Origin of the sequence: Vallitalea maricola, assembly GCF_036985595.1 — a bacterium.
Lineage (GTDB): Bacteria > Bacillota > Clostridia > Lachnospirales > Vallitaleaceae > Vallitalea > Vallitalea maricola.
Map to the genome: position 1 here is coordinate 27,417 of NZ_BTPU01000094.1, position 18,453 is coordinate 45,869.

The window sequence follows — 18,453 nt, forward strand, 5'->3', positions numbered from 1 at the left end:
CTCAACTTTCGTTTTAACTTTTATTTATAATGATTTTAACTTTTCAACTATCATTTCAAGATGCATTCCTCTAGATGCTTTTATTATAATTGTATCTTTGTTGTTAACTAAATTATCAATACCACCTATTAGATTATCTTTTGTTTCATAATATAATATTTTATCTTTATCCATTCCATGATTAGCAGCACCATCAAAAATATATTTGGCATCTTTACCTACACATATAAGCAGATCAATATTTTTTTTGGCTGCTTCTTCTCCTATTTTGCTGTGAGCGTCCCTAGACCTTTCTCCCATCTCATACATATCACCTAGAATAGCCACTTTTCTACCATTAGTATCTAAGTTAGTCAATGTCTCAAGAGCTGATTTCATAGAGTCAACACTAGCATTATAAGCATCATTAATTACTACTATATCATTATCAAGTATAATTTTATCCATTCGCATTTTATAAGGTTTATAATTGCAGGCACCTTGTTCAATTTCAGTAACAGTCATATTAAGATGATTCCCAATTATAATCCCTGGCAATATATTATATAACATATGTTTACCAAGTGTATTTATTTTGATATCAAACTCTCTGTTATCTCCTTTTACTGTACCTTCCAATCCATCCCAACCTAATATTTTATACTTATCAATATAAAAATCATTACTATCATCAAAACCAAAAGTAAGTGTCTTAAATGATATTCTATCCCTAAGTTTTCTTAGATAAGCATCATCACCATTTAATATTACTAGACCATCTTCCTTAAGGAAATCAAGTATTTCACTCTTAGCTTTCAAAATGTTGTCTTTCGTACCAAAGTATTCAATATGCGCTTCACCAATGTTTGTAATTACAGCTATATCAGGATTAGCAATCTCACTAAGTCTATGAAGTTCACCATAATGGTTCATACCCATTTCAAGAATAACCACCTGATGTTTTTCTTCTAACTTGAAAATAGTCAGAGGAAGACCTATCTCATTGTTAAAATTTCCACTAGTCTTATGAACAAGATACTTAGCACTTAAAACAGACCCTATCATTTCTTTACAACTGGTTTTTCCAACACTGCCTGTTACAGCTATAACAGGTATTTTAAACATAGAAAGGTAATACTTGGCAAAGTCTTTTAGAGCTTGCCCAGTATCATTTACCAATAACCCTAAGCGATCAGAAGGAATCTTTGCTTTATCTTCCGTAAAACAAACTATAGCGCCTTCTTCATATGCTGCTAATATAAAATCATGACCGTCAAAGTTATCCCCCTTTATAGGTATAAATATATCGTTTTTTTGTATGGTTCTTGAATCAATCGATACATTATTATATTCAATATCTAGCTTCAACACTTCTTTATTTATAATACTCCCTTTTACTACTTCAGCAATTGTCTCTATATCTACTTGCTTCATTAATAAATCATTTCCTTTCTTAGGCAATTATTCTTCTGTCATAAAATAATTCAATACTATTTCAGCATCATCAAAATGAATCACTTTATCATGAAGTATTTGGTAATCTTCATGACCTTTGCCTGCTATAAGGATTAAATCCCCTTCTTTTGCCATAGAAAGAGCTGTGTGTATACCATTTAATCTGTCAGCTACTTTAACATATTCACAATCAGTCTTTTTAATACCTAATTCAACTTCATCAATAATAGAAATTGGATCTTCAGTTCTTGGATTATCAGAAGTTATTACACAATAATCGGAATTATTACCTGCAATTTCACCCATTACAGGCCGTTTGCTGGTATCTCTATCTCCACCACAGCCGAATACAGTAATAATTCTAGCTTTTGCAAATTCTTTCATGGATTGTAATACATTAAGTAATCCATCAGGTGCATGAGCATAATCAACAATTACTGTATAACCTTTACTGCTTGTAAAAGACTGAAATCTACCTCTGATTCCTTTATTCTTTTTAAGTCCATTTATAACTACATCCATAGGTACACCTAGAGCTAAACAAGCTCCCATAGATGCTAATGCATTATATACGCTAAATTTTCCAGGTGTATTGAGAGTTATATTATATGAATTTCCTTCATAAACCACATTGAACGTAACTCCACTTAGGTCAATACTCAATTCAGTAGCATTCAAGTCTGCTTTATCATTTTCAATACCATAAGTTAAATATCTTTTGCATGTGCCATTTTCTATCATGTATAGTCCATACTTGTCATCTATATTTATTACTCCAATATCACACATCTTGAATAATTTCAGTTTGGCATCTCTGTAATTTTCCATTGTCTTATGAAAATCTAGGTGATCTAAAGTAAGATTGGTGTATATACCTACGTCAAATTTGCACGCGTCTACTCGGTGAAGAGCAAGTGAATGAGATGATACTTCCATTACTACAGCATTAACATTTTCCTGAACCATATTATAGAATAATTCTTGTAGATCAAGTGATTCAGGTGTAGTCCTGCTAGCCTTTAGCACTTTATCTCCTATTCTATTCTCAATTGTACCAATAATTCCAGTTTTTTTATTGAATTCCTCAATAATACTCTTTGTCAGATAAGTTATTGATGTTTTTCCATTAGTTCCAGTAACACCAATCAACCTAAACTTATTGGATGGGTGATTATAATATCTTTCAGCAATATATGCTATAGCTTTTCTTGTATCCTCTACTTTAAGTATTGCTACATCTTTATCAATTCCATCAATATCATCTTCCACCAAAATAGCTTTTGCACCTTTTGATACTGCACTTTTTGCATAATTATGTCCATCTACCTTAAAACCTTTTATACAAACAAAAAGACTAGCATCAGTTACTTTTCTGGAATCGTATTGTATATTTGATATATTAATATCTTCATTTCCTTGTAACACTTTATAATCTATATTCTTTAACAGTCCTTGTAATTTCAATCTATCTCCTCCAAACTGAGAGAATTATATAATACTATTATGTAATTCCCAAAACTATAATTTACCATTAATATTACCATAATTTTTTTAATCTGCAAAGAGTATTAATTTACTGTCTCTATTAACTTTATCATTTGGCAGCGGAAACTGCTCTGTTATAGTTTCACCATTACCAATATTTACTATCTCTAATTCTATATCTTTTAGTATTTTTTTTGCTTCATCTATATTTACCCCTAATAAATCAGGTATAGTAATCTCTCCAACTTTGAATTCATCAAAATCTCTCTGGACATATTTGGGATTAATGCCCATATATGGTAAAATATTTTCATATAATTCTCTAATTACAGGGGCTGCAACAGTACCCCCATAATATATTCCTTCTGGTTCATCAACTAATACAAGAGCAATAACTTGAGGATTATCTGCAGGTGCGAATCCTAAGAAAGATGATATATATTTGTTACTGCTTCTAGGAAGTTTTTCTGAAGTAGCTGTTTTACCTCCTACTTTGTAACCTGGAACATAACATCTTCTACCTGTACCTTCTGAAACAACACTTTCTAATAGATTAGCCATAGTATCTGATGTTTCCTTACTGATAGCTGTTTTTGAATTGTCATATTTCAAGGTTTCAATAGGTACTCCATCTTGATTAAGAATCTCTACACCAAAATGAGGAGTTATGAGTTTTCCTCCATTAACTACTGCTGAACCTGCTCTAATCAGCTGTAATGGCGTTATCTGAAAAGATTGACCAAATGACATGGTAGCAAGCTCTACAGGTCCAATATTAGCCTTTTTATGCATTATACTTACTGCTTCACCTGGTAAATCAATTCCTGTCTTAGTCAATAAACCAAATTTATCAAAATACTTAAGGAATCTCTCTACTCCCAGTCTTTCAGCTACTGCCATGAAAACCGGGTTACAGGAATTCTGAACACCTTGAACAAAAGTCTCTGAACCATGTCCTCCTGCCTTATGACATCTTATTCGTCTATCAGCGACAATACTATACCCAGGGCAGAAAAAAGTATCGTCAAGTTTAACTGCTTTTTCTTCTAACCCTGCTGAAGCAGTTACCACCTTAAAAGTCGAGCCTGGTTCATAAGTATCATTAATACAATAATTTCGCCATATTTGATTGAGTATTTTCTGTTGTTCTTCACTTGATTCTATTTGTAAATCCCCAAGATCGAAAGGTTCATTAAGATCAAAGTCTGGTTTATTGGCCATAGCATATATTTCACCATTTTGAGGATTCATTACTATGATAGACCCTCTATTAGCATTTTTGGATATAAGAACTTTTTCAAGTGCTTGTTCTGCATATTTTTGAATGTTAACATCCATACTTGTAACCAAATGATAACCTGCTACTGGGTCTTTTCTACTTTCTGCCAAGTTTTCAATTTCAATACCTTTTGCATTGGTCCTAGTTAATATCATACCTACTTCGCCTTTTAAGTATTTATCATATTTTACTTCAAGACCAATAATCCCTTGATTATCCTTTCCAACAAAACCTATTACATGAGAACCTAGAGTTGAAAATGGGTAGATTCTTTTGTAATCTTCATCAATGATTATTCCATCCAAGTCATACTCTCTTATCTCATCTGCAACCTCTTTTTCTACGTTCATCTTAATTCTTTCTAGAGCTACTTTATTTTCAACTTTTTTCTTAACTAAATCATAATCCATTTCTAATTTGTCACATAGAACTTCTATAACTTTTTCTTTATCAGTAATCTGGTTATGTATAACAGAAACACATGTGACAGATTTATTTACTGCAATAGGTATACCATTTCTATCAAGTATGCTACCACGTTCAGCTTTTATAACTCGTTCTCTATTATGAAGTTCTTCTGCTTTTTCCTGTAAAAAATCAGCCCTGCAAATCATTATATAACCTACACGAAAACATAATATGAAAAGTAGTAAAACATAGACGGAACATATAAAAAACGTTCTTTTTCTATTATGTGTTTTTGTTCTTAACATTATTTCACCATAACATTAACTTTTATATAATTCTATGAGTTTTCAAAAATGTTATGCTAAATTTAAAGGAAACTTAATAATTAATATAAGCCGATTTTTATATCTCAGGTTCAATATTTTCTTCAGTCGTTTTATCAGTAGTTGTGTCAGTATTGACTTTTGGTTTATCTACTGTACTATTCCCTTGTTCCTCACCTTCTATACGAGGATAAATGTTCATATACGGAAGTGTCTTTTCCATTATGCTCTTAAAAATGTTCTGTGCAAAAATACTTGTTGGTTTTGGCGATTCAGGTTCATCTACAATTACCAATAATGCTATCTTTGGATTATCTACTGGTGCAAATCCTAGAAATGAAACCATATATTTTTCTGCTGTTCTAGGTAATTTCTCTGCTGTACCTGTTTTACCTCCAATATCATACCCCTCAATAGCAACTCTCTTACCTGTACCATTCTCAACAACAGAATGTAAAGCTTCTTTTATGGTCTGAGCTGTTTTTGAAGATATGACTTGTCTTACTTGCTTGGCATCATTCGCTTTTACAACATTACCATTTTCATTAACAATCTTTTTCATTATATGTGGTTCATATAAATATCCACCATTAATCAATGAACCAAAAGATGTTATTAATTGAAGGGGAGTTATAGTAAAACCTTGTCCAAAAGAACAAGTAGCAAGTTCTACTGGTCCTAATCCTTCTATTCCATAATATTTTGAATCTCCCTCACCTATTAAATCAATATTAGTCTTTGTTCCAAATCCAAACAGCTGTTGATAATCATAAAAGATTTCTTTTCCTACTTTTGCACCTATATCCATAAATGCAACATTACATGAATTTTCTAACGCTCCTATTACTGTCAAGTCACCATGTCCACTGGATTTCCAACATGAAATATTACTGCCGTAAAGCCTTTTGCTCCCTCCGCAATAATACGTTTCAGTCAATGTTACTTTCTTTTCCTCAATAGCAGCTGCTGCTACAAATGGTTTGAAAGTTGAACCTGGTTCATAAGTATCACTAATATTAAAATTACGCCATAATCCATTAAGAAAATTAGATTTATTTTCTAGGGGCATATTTTTAATTTCTTCTTCCGTAAAGTATGCAGTCAGATCATAAGGTTCATTCAAGTTATAATCAGGATAGCTGGCCATAGCAAGCACTTCCCCATTTTGAGGATTAGTAGCAACTACATATACATTCTTAGGATTACTCTCTAAATTAGCCTTTATAGCTTCTTCTACATAATATTGAATAGTTTGATCTATGGTAAGCACTACATCATTGCCGTTTTTAGGTTCTATGTACTTATTTTCTATATAATTACCATCATTGATAACACCAAATTCTCTACCTTCTTCTCCTCTCAGATATTTCCCATAAGTTTCTTCAACACCCCATCTACCTTGATTACCCTTATCCACAAAACCTAATACATCACATAACATATTATTGTTAGGATATAATCTCTTATAAACTTCTTTTAGATGAAGTCCTTTATACTTTCTTTTTCTAATATCTTCAAATTCATTTTCAATTTCACTATAGTTAAGATTAGAGGCTAAAACCTCATAATTACTGAAAGCTCTATTTTTTAATAAATCCTTTAGATCAGACTCTTTAAATTCATAAGTATTAACTAAAAAATTAATAGTCTCATTTATATCTTCTTCATCACACTTAGCTAATACTCCCGGGTCAAAAATCAAATCATATACTTTTTTACTCTCTGCAAAAACCCTGCCATTTCTATCATATATTGTCCCTCTCTTAGGTTCTAGCAAGTTATTATATCTAACACTATTGTTAACTTGTTGAGACAATACACGTTTCTTATAGTTCAAGCTTTCTGCATTAACTATGGAATATACTCGAAAACATAATAAAAGAATACATGTAATAAAAATAAAGAAAAGGAAAACAAGATTCCTTTTCGCTTTGTATGTATAATCTTTCGTGCTATTCAATGAAATCACCTTCCCTTTGTTAGAATAAAACTTACGATATTGTTAAAATTATTATTCTGTTGGGTTGGTTGTGTTATATCAGTCAATTGTTCTGTATAACTATTCTGTGCCACATCTAATCTATTTATTTGATTTTTACTAGGTACTACCATGCCAAGCTTAGTTGTTGCTACTTCATATATTTTATTGAGGTCAATATTAGTATTGATACTTTCTTCAATTAATTTATTGTTCTTCTTGAGATTGTTGAGTCTATTTTCTAGCGCTGCAATATTATCGAATCTATCTGATACTGTAAATTGTGTTTTTATCATGATTAAGCACATAACCATGGTAAGACATAATATAAGTGAAAATTTCAACTTATATTTGTATCTCTTAACAACTCTTCTCTCCGCCTTATTTCTTTTAACTTTATTCAAATTATTTTCATTAATTGAATCTCTGTTATAAGTATTGTAATCTCTTTCTAATTTGGCTGCATTATTCCCTATCACATAGAATTGATTATCAGTATTATAATGTTGTTTTCTGCTCATCTACTTCACCTCAACTTTCTCAAAAATTCTAAGCTTAGCACTTTTAGAGCGGCTATTGCTATTTAACTCTTCTTCCGTAGCTGTAATTGGTTTTCTAGTTATTATCTTACCTTGAGATTTTTTATTGCAAACACATATAGGAAAATCCGGAGGACATGTACAAGGATCAAAATTATCCTTAAATGCTCTTTTAACAATTCTATCTTCTAATGAATGAAATGTTATTATGCATAATCTTCCTCCATCATTAAGTCTATCTATCATATCATTCAATGTATCTTTTAATACATTTAATTCTTCATTTAATTCAATCCTAATAGCTTGAAACGTTTTCTTAGCAGGATGTCCACCTTTTTGCATAGCTTTGTTAGGTATTGATTTTCTAATGATGTCAACTAACTCTAATGTAGTTTCTATAGGCTTCTCTTGTCTAGCCGCTGCTATATTTTTGACGATTCTAGAAGCCCATTTCTCTTCTCCATATGTTCTGATTACTTTATATAATTCTTCCTCATCATAGTTATTTATAATATCAGCTGCTGTAGATACTTGTCTTGTATCCATACGCATATCAAGAGGCGCATCCTTCATATATGAAAATCCTCTTTCTGCAGTATCAAGCTGATGTGATGAAACACCAAGGTCCAATAAGATACCATCTACTTTATGGATATCTTCTTCATTAAGGACTGATTCAAATTCTGAAAAATTAGCACGATGAATTTTAACAATACCTTTATATTCTGCTAGTTTTTTCGTGCTTGCATCAATAGCATTTTCATCTTGGTCAATACCTATTAGCAATCCGTCTTTATTAAGTTTTTTACATATTTCGTAAGAATGCCCTGCTCCACCAAGAGTTCCATCAATATAAATACCATTTGGCTTTATGTTAAGTCCTTCTATGCATTCTTCTAATAGTACTGACTTATGTTGAAATGCCATTTTTACTCCTTCTTTCTATATGTGTCTATTAAACTATATGTCTAGGTCTTCCATGTCTTCTGCTAATTCGCTTATATCAATATCGTCATCAGCATTATAATCTTCCCAATTCTCTTTAGACCAAATCTCTACCCTATTGGAAACACCAATTAAGATGACTTCTTTTTCAAGCACTGAATATTCTCTAAGGTGTGATGGTATCAATATTCTTCCCTGCTTGTCCAGATTACATTCATTAGCAGAAGCGATAAAGAATCTTTGTATTCTTCTTGCATCTTTTTTCTTCATAGGGTTATTATTCAACTTCTCAATAAATTTATTCCACTCTTCTTCTGTATATACCATTAAACAATTATCGAATCCTTTGGTTATGTAAAAAGTCTCGCCTAGTAGAGCCCTGAATTTTGCAGGTACTATTAATCTTCCTTTATCATCAATTGAATGTTTATATTCACCTATAAACATAGCATTCACCTGCAATTCCCCAGATAATTAAATCATCATCCACTTTCTACCACTCACTACCACTTTCTACCACCCATATCCATATAATAGTATATATGAGAGAGTTTTTCAAGTATTTAGACAAAAAAAAATAACAGACCAATACATCTAATCTGTTATTTTATATAAATTTTTATTAGATTTTTATACATTATTACTATTTTTGCAATGATACTACTATTTAAAACGAATGCATTTAATTATTTTTTATAATTTTTGTATATTATTTTTATTTATTTTATACAAATTTTTACTTAAATTTACAATTCAAATTATTTCTGTACACCTATAGTAATTAACTCTCACTTCCCTTAAATCATAAGTACTAATACCCATTATCTATATTTTAAGGAAAGTCAATTATTTATTTTACTGTACTGTTTTTCTGTCATATTTGCTTTAATATAATAACTTTCAATAAGTTTGTCGAGTTCAACACTAACTCTATAAATTTCTTGCTGATCAGCTTTACAAGCGATCATTTCGTCAAGAATTTCCCTTAGCTGCTCAATATTGTAATTCTGCATTTCTCATTCCCCTTAGCTTTTAAGCTTCTTTCAATATTTGTAGCATTCGTTTTCTATCTTGTTCTCTTCCTCCTCATGATTATTATAAACACTAATGACACAACTATAAGGACCCCTGCAAGTAATTGTGAAACTGGAATACCCGAACTACCAATTATTAATTGATCTGTTCTTAGACCTTCAATCCAAACTCTTCCTAAACCATATCCCAAAAGATATAGTGCAAATATTTCTCCGTTGAATTTTCTTCTTTTGAAATAAATTAACAATAGAACTAAAACACCTAAATTCCATAGTGATTCATATAAAAATGTTGGTTGGACTTGTATATACTCTACACCGTTTACCGTTTTGATTTTATCAAGTAATTGTGCAGGAATATACTTAGCCTTAGTAGTTTTCAACATCATAGCTAGATGATTCTCGGTGTAACCGCCAAATGCTTCCATATTGACGAAATTACCCCATCTACCAATAATTTGTCCAAGTATCAGGCCTGGAGCTGCAGTATCTGCAAAATTCCAGAAATCAACTTTTTTACGCTTTGAAAATATGATTAGAGTTATTACTGCTCCAATGATTCCTCCATAGATAGCTAGTCCGCCTTCTCTGAATGCAAATATCTTGATTAGATTATCTTTATATTCATCCCATGAAAATATAACGTAAAACAATCTAGCTGAAACTACTGAAACGATAAGTGCATAAATTAAAAAATCAGGATATAAGGCTTCGTCTATATCATTTCTTTTTCCTAATTGAATTGCAACAAATAATCCTGCGAGTATCCCAAATCCTATTATCAAACCATACCAATATACATCTAAACCAAATATGCTAAATGCAACCGGGTCGATACTATTTATCTCTATACCTAGATTTGGAAAAATTATGTCTGGTGCTAAATTCATTTTTTCATTCCTCCATAAAAAATCATATTACAAATATAATATAGTATATTCTTAGAAAATGCAAACTTTTCGTCCACATTTACCATAACAATTTTTTATACGACATATACAGACAGAAACCTCTTGTACATTAACTATATATCAGTGATATTGTAGTATATTAACTTAATAAAGCGGTTAAATATATATTATTGATTAATTTTATCATATTGTGTTATACTAATATATAATTATAATACAAAAACATATCTTAGATGAAATAAGGAGGAACTATAATGAATAGACCTAATCATAGAAGACCACATCATAGAGTAGGTGAAAAACAAGTACAACAGCAATCTCAGGAAAAAAGCATAATGGAATTTGATATCAAAAAAACTTCCATTATTATCGCTATCTTTTGTTTTATTCAAGGTTGGTTAATTGGACTTGCAATGAATAGAAAATAGCTTATATATCAATTCCTAGGTTAATAACCTAGGTTTTTGTTTGTATGCATAGATGATTAATTTCAATATATATAGTTGACAATACTGCTAGATAATATTTATAATAACAGCAGTAAAGAATAATATTATTAATTAGGAAGGAAGACGACCAATGAAATTAGGAATTGTAGGATTACCAAACGTTGGTAAGAGTACGTTATTCAATTCATTAACTAAGGCTGGAGCAGAATCTGCTAACTATCCATTCTGTACCATTGACCCTAATATAGGTATCGTTACAGTCCCAGACCCAAGACTTGATGAATTAACTAAATTATATGATTCTAAAAAAACTATACCTGCAGTTATAGAGTTTGTTGACATCGCCGGACTAGTAAAAGGTGCTAGCAAAGGCGAAGGACTTGGTAATAAATTTTTATCCAATATAAGAGAGGTAGACGCAATAGTTCATGTAGTGAGATGTTTTGAAGATACTAATGTAGTTCATGTAGATGGTTCTATCGACCCTATAAGAGATATTGAAACTATCAATCTTGAATTAATTTTCTCGGATATTGAGATATTAGACAGAAGAATAGCTAAGACAACAAAATCTCTAAAAGGAGATAAATCTCTTATAAAAGAAATAGATGTTTTAAAGAAATTAAAAGAAGAGTTAGAAGAAGGCAAATCTGCAAGAAACGTTGATTTTAATTCTGAAGAAGATATCAAATTCGTAGAATCCCTTAATCTTCTTACATATAAACCTGTTATCTATGCGACTAATGTTACAGAAGATGATCTTCCAGATGATGGAGCTAGTAATCCTTATGTACAATCAGTAAAAGAATTCGCTAAGATAGAAGCTTCTGAAGCGTTTGTAATATGCGCTAAGATAGAAGAAGAGATTTCTGAACTTGATGATGATGAAAGAGCAATGTTCCTAGAGGACCTTGGTATAAAAGATGCTGGTCTTGAAAAATTAATAAATGCAAGCTACAGCCTTCTTGGTCTTATCAGTTTCCTTACTGCTGGAGAAAAAGAAACAAGAGCTTGGACTATTACAAAAGGTACAAAAGCCCCTGGTGCAGCTGGTAAAATCCATACCGATTTTGAAAAAGGCTTCATTCGTGCAGAAGTAGTCAAGTACGAAGACCTTATCGCATGTGGTAATTATACTGCTGCTAAAGAAAAAGGATTAGTTGGAGTTGAAGGTAAGGAATATGTTGTACAAGATGGAGATGTAATGTTGTTTAGATTTAACGTTTAATAAAATTATTGTACAAAATCAAAACCTCCTATTGATGATTATTTCACCATTAGGAGGTATTATTATATCTATTTATACTGCACCCTATATCTTAAAACCGTCTATCTTCATATATATATTTCTACTCTATTCCTCCATTAAAAAAGATTCTTACTCTATCATTAATTTTCTGTTTCAACAAATTTTTATTATTTTCACCCATTAGAATGGAATTCTCATATAAATTTTTTACCTTTTCTCTAGAAATACCAAGTTTTTTACTTAACACTTTATCCACTCTTAGTCCAAGTGGATATTTACATATGATATCAAGAATAATTTTGTCTTTTCCTTTGAAATCTTTTTTGATTATATCTATATCTTCACCAATAATTCCATATTCAACATTTGTAAAATCAAGCTTGACTTTATTTTTATTATGGATAGCAATATCAAATCCATATTCTTTCGCAAGCTCAATATCATTACTTAAAAATAATTCGTATAGCTGTGAATCTATATCAGTAGGTGTTATTCTTTCATATATCCCCATATTCCAAGTAGATTTACATTTTTCACATTGATATATAAGCCATATATCCAGCTTATTCTTATTGGCATTCACTCGAAATTTTCCACTACTTCTATAAACAGCATTATTACCGCATTTTGGACAGTTCCTTATTACAGCTGGTATTGTCAAAGGAACTATTTCCCACTTTATATTTTTTAAATAGCTCATTTTGCTCCTCCTATATATTTATCTCTAGGATTACGCAAAGGCTATTTCACAATATTTATTTTATCATGCATAGCCTTTGCTAAGCACTAATAATAAGTTTTCTCATAATACAATCCTCCTTTAATCAATATGTCTCTTGGATATTATACTAGCATCTATACAAAATAACTACCTCATGTTCTTTTCAGAAATAAAAATAAGCCTGAATCAAAAGGATTGAAACAGACTTATGTATCTAATAATATTTCTTTTTTATGTTCAAAATAATTCTTTGAATACTTTTTTGTGATAAATAAAATTCATCTGCAAGTTCTTTGACTGAATAACCGTTCATATATTTTTCATATATTTTCATATTTCTATCAGCCAAAACAGCTTTAGTCGTTGTACTTGCTCCCCAAGCTTTTTTATTTTTTTCCTTCTTGGGTATATAAATATATTCACCATCAATATAATTTTGAATTAACTCTACCAAATCCTTTGGTAATAATTCTGCCGCCTTAATATAGCTCATTTTGCTCCTCCTAATAGATTATTTTTAGGATTAAGCAAAGGCTATTATCTATAATGATTTAACAATGCAATAGCCTCTGCTACGCATTAATAACATATCTTCTCATATATAAACCTCCCGTGATTAAATTAAATTCTCTCAATAACATATTAACCAATTAATGAGAAATTTGCAAGATATTATTATTTAATCTTATTATATATCTCCTTAATTTTCTGTTTTAGATATATATTATCTCTATTAGCGCTATCTTTCTTATTTTCCATGTAATTAATGATTTCCACTACAATATCAGCAACTTCATGTTCCTGAATACTACTTCTTATAAAGTCTTTGGAATTAGCTTTTAAGCTTATATTATAATGGTGCTTTATCATGTCATTAAGAATATTGTAGATATCATTTTCATTATCACTATTCTTTAATTGCTTATACATATTATTAAGCTCTTTATCTTGTTTCTTAGCATACGCCCTTAATACAATTAATAATGTAACTAATAATATTAAGATAATGAGTATAATAAACCCTATCAACAAACCTTTCTTGCTGAATTTTAGTGTAAGATAATCCTTATCATCCATATTATAACTGACTTGATTAATTTTAATCTTTTGAGAAGTTGCGTATTCTTTGTTATCTGTTTTATTTCCATTATCGGACTGATTATTAGACTGATTATTTTCTGTAACTTCACCAGTTACGGTAATAGTCTTACCAGGTATCTCAGCTCTTTTATAAGTTCCTGATACAGTATCAAAGTAGGATATGTAGATAGGATCAATCTTAATATCTCCATTTTTTTCAGGAACTAATATTACTTCAAATTGTTTTTTAGCATTGTATTGATTATTTTCAATACTTTCATTCATACCTTTTACTGTTTCATAAACAGAAAAACCAGGTACCTCATCTTTTATTATCTTATCCAGAATCTCTAAGTTACAATTACCAGAAGCAGTAACATTAAGAGTCAATGAATCTCCATATTCTAATTGGTCTTTATTAAACTCAGCTTCTATTTTCAAATCACCAACCAGTCCCGAAAAATCATCAGGCTTATTTTCCTCTGGTAATGGCTTAATAGTCACCTCTTTTTCAGTTGTTCCTAAATATACTGGTTTAGATGAATCAAAAAAATTCGATGTAGCGATATTTGCTTGAAATTTATATGAAGGGATTGTTACCTTACCTGTTTTTATTGGTGATAAATACATCTTCTTAGCCTCGTATTTAACATATTTATTACCATCAACATAAACATAATTACCTTTTAGGTCATCATTGGCAACTTCATTAACCATAAAGTCATCAAACCCTATTTGATCTGCAAAACCATAACTTTCAATGCTATAACGTGAATAGAGTTCATAAGTTAAACCAATCTTTTGCCCAAAATAAATTTCATCATCAGAGATTAAAGTTTTTAAAAATATATCTTTGACCTCCTCATTATGAACATCATCATTCCTTTTGCTGACATTGACTTTCAATGTGTTTGTTTTACGTATATCTCCCTTATAATTGATACTACCTTGAAGAGTGAATTCTCCAGATTTCTTTGGCATCAACACATAAGTAACGTCAATCTGACTAGTTGTATCTCCATTAATAATTCTGGTAGATGTGGATTGACTTGTTGATAATACATCAAAATTATCTAGTCCATCTATTACCAGATCCTTACATCCATTAGCATTTATTATAGAAAAAACTAGATTAGTACTAACCCCTTCCTCTAGATTAAGACTGTCAATATCAAGACGAAACTCTGCCTCTTTTTTTGCTAAAACGCTTCCTTCTGTAAGTAATATAAGTGTAGCTATCAAACATAATATGAAGGAAATTCTAACTTTCATTCTTTTACCAGTCATATTTCTCCTCCTTACCACTGTTTTTTACTTGTTGATTATTTTTCAAACTACTCTCTTCTTGTTTTTCCAACATCTGTAGTATCTGCATTATGTCTTTATCATTTTGTTCGCCTTCGGAGGTATCTTCCTTATTCATGCTGCTACCATCTTCTTTATCCTCATCAGACTTTTCGCCCTGTTCTTGCTGATTCTTCTTATCTTCGTCTTGATTTCCTTCTTGATTCTTGGATTGCTCACTTTCTTGTTCCTCTTCCTTGCTTTCATCTTCTCCATCTTCGTTTTTATTTTCATCATTGCTACCAGATTCATGGTTTTGGTTATCTTTGTCCTGCTGTTGTTCTTGCTTATTGTCCCCGTTTTCTTCATTGTCTTGATTATCCTGCTGGTCACTTTTACCATCTTGATTATTTTTTTTATCATCTTGTTGATTTTCTTTGTTATCCTCTTGATTTTTATCATCTTGCTGATTCTGATTATCTTTATTCATCTCATCTATTTTACTTTTTACAAGCTCATAATTATATTTCAACTCTACATTACTAGGGAAATTGACCATACCGTTTTTATAAGCTTCCAGAGCCTTATTGTAGCACTCCATTTTCTGATTCATGTCATTACTGCTATCAGCTAGCTTATAACTACAATTTCCTTGGTTCAAATATTTATCTACTTTGTTAGAAGCTTTATCATAATGTTCAATTGCCTGTTCATAATCATTCAATTGATATGATGCTTGTCCAGAGTTATAGTTAAGTATGGTATCTTCAGGATTCTTTTCTAGTCCCTTTTGATATGCTTCTAGAGATTTGTCATAGTCTTCTGAAGCATATAATTTATTACCACTCGCTATGGATTTTTTTATACCATTATTAAAATCAAGTACTCCTGTTAAGAAAAGTACTAACATAATTATTATTAATGATCCAGATACAAAAGAAATCTTTTTCATTATAACTTCCTCCTTTCTGGAATGAAATACCCTAGAACAAATAATAATATCCCTGCACCTAAAAAGTATTGATATAACAATCTATATCTCTTCAGTTTCCTAGTTTTCATCAAATCTCTTTTTAGATGACGAATATCATTTGTAAGGGAATTAATCTCTTCACCAGTTAACGATGATTGATAATATGCTCCATTACCAGTAGAGGCTAAGCTTTTCAATATATCCGAATTCAATTTTGACATTACTGGCTGCCCATTCTGGTCTTTTTTATAATCTATGACATTATTAGTAGCAGGGTCATATACAGGTATTAAACCGCCTTTATCCGTACCTATACCAATAGCAAACACTTTCAAGTTATCATCATTGATCTTTTTAAGTACTTCCAAACTGTTGGAATCATGTTCTTCTCCATCACTCAAAACTATTACAACTTTATCTGCACCCATAGTCTGGTCAAAAGATTTATCCGCTAGACTAATTGCAGTACCAACATTACTGCCCCCTCCACCAATCATATCAGTATCAATTACCTTAAGAAACATCTTAGCCAAATCATAATCATCGGTCAAAGGCATTTGAACAAAAGCTGATGATGAAAAAGGAATAAAGCCTATCCTATCTCCTTCAAGATTGTCTATTATATTCTCAACTATCTTCCTAGCTCTGCTAATCCTATTAGGCTTGATATCTTCAGCTAGCATACTCTTGGAAGTATCAATGAGAACATATATGTCAAGTCCTTCTCTATTCACTTCCGTAAGCCCTTTCAGCTTCTGAGGTCCAAGAAGAGAAAATACTATCAAACCAATAGCAACAGTCATTAAAATGATTTTGACGGATATAAATCTCACCTTAGTATCAAACTTCAACAAATTCAATATTTTTTTCTTTTTATAATATCCTAGTATAAAAACAGCCAAACATCCTATCAGAATTATGATATATATTATATTAAAAGGATATCTAAATTCTAAACCATTCAATAAAATAACCCTCTTTCTATCTTAGTTACTGCATACATTATGGAATTTGAATATAAAAATAACGGTCAAGGAAAATACCTATCAGCAGCAAAATAAGAGCTACTTTAATTAAATCAAAAGCAAGTTCTTTGTACTGTACAAAATCATCCCTATCAAATTTTGTCTTCTCTAGTTCATTTATATCTGAAAATATCTTAGACATAGCCTGGGGATCTCTTGCTCTATAATACTTGCCACCAGTTTTTTCAGCGATACCTTTTAACAATTCTTCATCAAGTCCACCTTCATATCGCTGATATCTAGTTTGTCCAAAGAAATCTACTGGATATATGGTTTCATCTGTTCCTACACCAATAGTATATATTTTAATACCTAATTCTTCTGCCAAATCAGATGCGGTATTTGGGTTAATGGCTCCTGCGTTATTTTCACCATCAGTAACTAATATCATAACCTTAGATTGTGAATCACTCTTTTTCAGTCTGTTAAGTCCAACAGAAATAGCCATTCCAATAGCTGTACCATTATCATTAACTGATTCTGTGGTTATTTCTTCCAATGACTGCTTTACAATGTTATGGTCAAGTGTCAATGGTATTCTGGTGTATGCAGTTCCAGCAAAAATCACCAAGGCTAATCTATCTGAAGGTCTTTCTTCTACAAAATCTTCAATGGTTTTCTTAGCAACCTCAAGACGATTAGGCTTGAAGTCAACAGATTCCATTGAGCCAGACACGTCTAATACCATTGCAATATCTATCCCTTTTTCCTGTATGGTATCTGGCTGGCTGGTCAACTGGGGTCTAGAAAGTGCTAGAACTAATATTATTAAACTCAAACATATCATGTACTTACCGATTTTATGCTTATAAGTTTTTTTCAGCCCAGAACTTTTTAGAAGCTTAACACTAGAAAATTTTAATGTACTTTTGTTTTTCTTGATTATGAAAATATATATAATTAAAGGTATAAATAATAAGAAATACCAATTCGCTAATCGTATCATACATCTACCTCTTTTGCTTGTTCTATTTTTTCCACTAATTCTACAAGTCTTATAAGTAATTCTTGTTTTTGTTCTGTGGTAACTACTACTCCTGTGAATTTATAGTAATCACACATCTGAAGCCAAGATTTGATATGTGGTACAAAAGACTCCAAAACAGTTATTGATGAAATCTCAGCTATTATTTCATTACATGTTTTACCTCTAATAGAACATGAATACTTTGTCTGTAGGTAATTCTTAAGATTTAATGTCATAGTAACAAAACAATCACGTTCTTCTAATGAAATATCGTCTGTTGCTTTTTTGAAAATAATAAAAGCACTAACTGGACCTGTCTTTCTTCTTTTTATGTATTGCCATAGGCTTATACATAAAAAGAAGAAAGAC

At 30.9% G+C, this 18,453-nt stretch carries 18 protein-coding genes; 2 read left to right on the forward strand and 16 right to left on the reverse strand.

Features of this window, described 5'->3' with window-relative positions:
- Positions 1-24: 24 nt before the first annotated feature.
- From AACQ14_RS21720 to lgt, 9 genes are all read right to left on the reverse strand, one after another.
- Positions 25-1,440 carry a UDP-N-acetylmuramoyl-tripeptide--D-alanyl-D-alanine ligase gene (locus AACQ14_RS21720; RefSeq protein ID WP_339365667.1) on the reverse strand — a complete coding sequence of 472 codons (1,416 nt, stop codon included), beginning with the start codon at positions 1,438-1,440 and terminating at the stop codon, positions 25-27.
- A complete protein-coding gene (locus AACQ14_RS21725) occupies positions 1,441-2,898 on the reverse strand; it encodes a UDP-N-acetylmuramoyl-L-alanyl-D-glutamate--2,6-diaminopimelate ligase (RefSeq protein WP_339365668.1) in 1,458 nt (485 codons plus the stop codon).
- An 87-nt stretch (positions 2,899-2,985) separates the two neighbouring features.
- Complete coding sequence (locus AACQ14_RS21730) at positions 2,986-4,911, reverse strand: penicillin-binding transpeptidase domain-containing protein (protein ID WP_339365669.1); 1,926 nt, start codon at positions 4,909-4,911, stop codon at positions 2,986-2,988.
- A 97-nt stretch (positions 4,912-5,008) separates the two neighbouring features.
- Complete coding sequence (locus tag AACQ14_RS21735; RefSeq protein ID WP_339365670.1) at positions 5,009-6,889, reverse strand: peptidoglycan D,D-transpeptidase FtsI family protein; 1,881 nt, start codon at positions 6,887-6,889, stop codon at positions 5,009-5,011.
- Positions 6,890-6,894: 5 nt separating this feature from the next.
- A complete protein-coding gene (locus AACQ14_RS21740; RefSeq protein WP_339365671.1) occupies positions 6,895-7,428 on the reverse strand; it encodes a hypothetical protein in 534 nt (177 codons plus the stop codon).
- A complete protein-coding gene (gene rsmH / locus AACQ14_RS21745; RefSeq protein ID WP_339365672.1) occupies positions 7,429-8,373 on the reverse strand; it encodes a 16S rRNA (cytosine(1402)-N(4))-methyltransferase RsmH in 945 nt (314 codons plus the stop codon). It abuts the gene before it with no gap.
- A 33-nt stretch (positions 8,374-8,406) separates the two neighbouring features.
- Positions 8,407-8,838 carry a division/cell wall cluster transcriptional repressor MraZ gene (gene mraZ, locus AACQ14_RS21750; RefSeq protein WP_339365683.1) on the reverse strand — a complete coding sequence of 144 codons (432 nt, stop codon included), beginning with the start codon at positions 8,836-8,838 and terminating at the stop codon, positions 8,407-8,409.
- Between the two features lie 395 nt (positions 8,839-9,233).
- Positions 9,234-9,404, reverse strand: a complete 171-nt coding sequence (locus tag AACQ14_RS21755) for a Spo0E family sporulation regulatory protein-aspartic acid phosphatase (protein WP_339365673.1) — start codon at positions 9,402-9,404, stop codon at positions 9,234-9,236.
- A gap of 53 nt (positions 9,405-9,457) precedes the next feature.
- On the reverse strand, positions 9,458-10,315 hold the full coding sequence (lgt, locus tag AACQ14_RS21760) for a prolipoprotein diacylglyceryl transferase (protein ID WP_339365674.1): 858 nt from the start codon (positions 10,313-10,315) through the stop codon (positions 9,458-9,460).
- Between the two features lie 275 nt (positions 10,316-10,590).
- Here lgt and AACQ14_RS21765 point away from each other — a divergent pair, with 275 nt between their 5' ends.
- On the forward strand, positions 10,591-10,764 hold the full coding sequence (locus AACQ14_RS21765) for a hypothetical protein (protein WP_193774716.1): 174 nt from the start codon (positions 10,591-10,593) through the stop codon (positions 10,762-10,764).
- Positions 10,765-10,915: 151 nt separating this feature from the next.
- Positions 10,916-12,013, forward strand: a complete 1,098-nt coding sequence (gene ychF / locus AACQ14_RS21770; RefSeq protein ID WP_339365675.1) for a redox-regulated ATPase YchF — start codon at positions 10,916-10,918, stop codon at positions 12,011-12,013.
- A 121-nt stretch (positions 12,014-12,134) separates the two neighbouring features.
- On the opposite strand, the gene AACQ14_RS21775 is transcribed toward ychF, so the two are convergent.
- The 7 genes from AACQ14_RS21775 to AACQ14_RS21805 form a co-directional block, all read right to left on the reverse strand.
- Positions 12,135-12,734, reverse strand: coding sequence for a DUF1062 domain-containing protein (locus tag AACQ14_RS21775; RefSeq protein WP_339365676.1), 600 nt, complete (start codon positions 12,732-12,734; stop codon positions 12,135-12,137).
- A 235-nt stretch (positions 12,735-12,969) separates the two neighbouring features.
- Positions 12,970-13,248: a CD3324 family protein gene (locus tag AACQ14_RS21780; RefSeq protein WP_339365677.1), complete on the reverse strand. Its 279-nt coding sequence runs from the start codon at positions 13,246-13,248 to the stop codon at positions 12,970-12,972.
- 182 nt (positions 13,249-13,430) lie between these two features.
- Positions 13,431-15,122 (reverse strand): BatD family protein, encoded by a 1,692-nt coding sequence (locus AACQ14_RS21785; RefSeq protein WP_339365678.1) that lies wholly within the window; start codon positions 15,120-15,122, stop codon positions 13,431-13,433.
- Positions 15,112-16,071 (reverse strand): tetratricopeptide repeat protein, encoded by a 960-nt coding sequence (locus AACQ14_RS21790; protein ID WP_339365679.1) that lies wholly within the window; start codon positions 16,069-16,071, stop codon positions 15,112-15,114. Before AACQ14_RS21790 ends, AACQ14_RS21785 begins: the two co-directional genes overlap by 11 nt.
- Positions 16,071-17,057 (reverse strand): VWA domain-containing protein, encoded by a 987-nt coding sequence (locus AACQ14_RS21795; RefSeq protein WP_339365680.1) that lies wholly within the window; start codon positions 17,055-17,057, stop codon positions 16,071-16,073. The genes AACQ14_RS21790 and AACQ14_RS21795 overlap by 1 nt, the downstream gene beginning before the upstream one ends.
- Positions 17,058-17,094: 37 nt before the next feature.
- Positions 17,095-18,063 carry a VWA domain-containing protein gene (locus AACQ14_RS21800; RefSeq protein ID WP_339365681.1) on the reverse strand — a complete coding sequence of 323 codons (969 nt, stop codon included), beginning with the start codon at positions 18,061-18,063 and terminating at the stop codon, positions 17,095-17,097.
- The coding region (locus AACQ14_RS21805; RefSeq protein ID WP_339365682.1) for a hypothetical protein at positions 18,060-18,453 on the reverse strand (394 nt) is incomplete at its 5' end. The genes AACQ14_RS21800 and AACQ14_RS21805, both read right to left, overlap by 4 nt.

Coding starts and splice junctions, on each gene's coding strand:
- AACQ14_RS21800 (WP_339365681.1), bottom strand. CDS start 18,063: ATGATACGATTAGCGAATTGGTATTTCTTATTATTTATACCTTTAATT.
- AACQ14_RS21785 (WP_339365678.1), bottom strand. CDS start 15,122: ATGACTGGTAAAAGAATGAAAGTTAGAATTTCCTTCATATTATGTTTG.
- ychF (WP_339365675.1), top strand. CDS start 10,916: ATGAAATTAGGAATTGTAGGATTACCAAACGTTGGTAAGAGTACGTTA.
- rsmH (WP_339365672.1), bottom strand. CDS start 8,373: ATGGCATTTCAACATAAGTCAGTACTATTAGAAGAATGCATAGAAGGA.
- AACQ14_RS21780 (WP_339365677.1), bottom strand. CDS start 13,248: ATGAGCTATATTAAGGCGGCAGAATTATTACCAAAGGATTTGGTAGAG.
- mraZ (WP_339365683.1), bottom strand. CDS start 8,838: ATGTTTATAGGTGAATATAAACATTCAATTGATGATAAAGGAAGATTA.
- AACQ14_RS21730 (WP_339365669.1), bottom strand. CDS start 4,911: ATGTTAAGAACAAAAACACATAATAGAAAAAGAACGTTTTTTATATGT.
- lgt (WP_339365674.1), bottom strand. CDS start 10,315: ATGAATTTAGCACCAGACATAATTTTTCCAAATCTAGGTATAGAGATA.
- AACQ14_RS21765 (WP_193774716.1), top strand. CDS start 10,591: ATGAATAGACCTAATCATAGAAGACCACATCATAGAGTAGGTGAAAAA.
- AACQ14_RS21790 (WP_339365679.1), bottom strand. CDS start 16,071: ATGAAAAAGATTTCTTTTGTATCTGGATCATTAATAATAATTATGTTA.
- AACQ14_RS21775 (WP_339365676.1), bottom strand. CDS start 12,734: ATGAGCTATTTAAAAAATATAAAGTGGGAAATAGTTCCTTTGACAATA.
- AACQ14_RS21740 (WP_339365671.1), bottom strand. CDS start 7,428: ATGAGCAGAAAACAACATTATAATACTGATAATCAATTCTATGTGATA.
- AACQ14_RS21755 (WP_339365673.1), bottom strand. CDS start 9,404: ATGCAGAATTACAATATTGAGCAGCTAAGGGAAATTCTTGACGAAATG.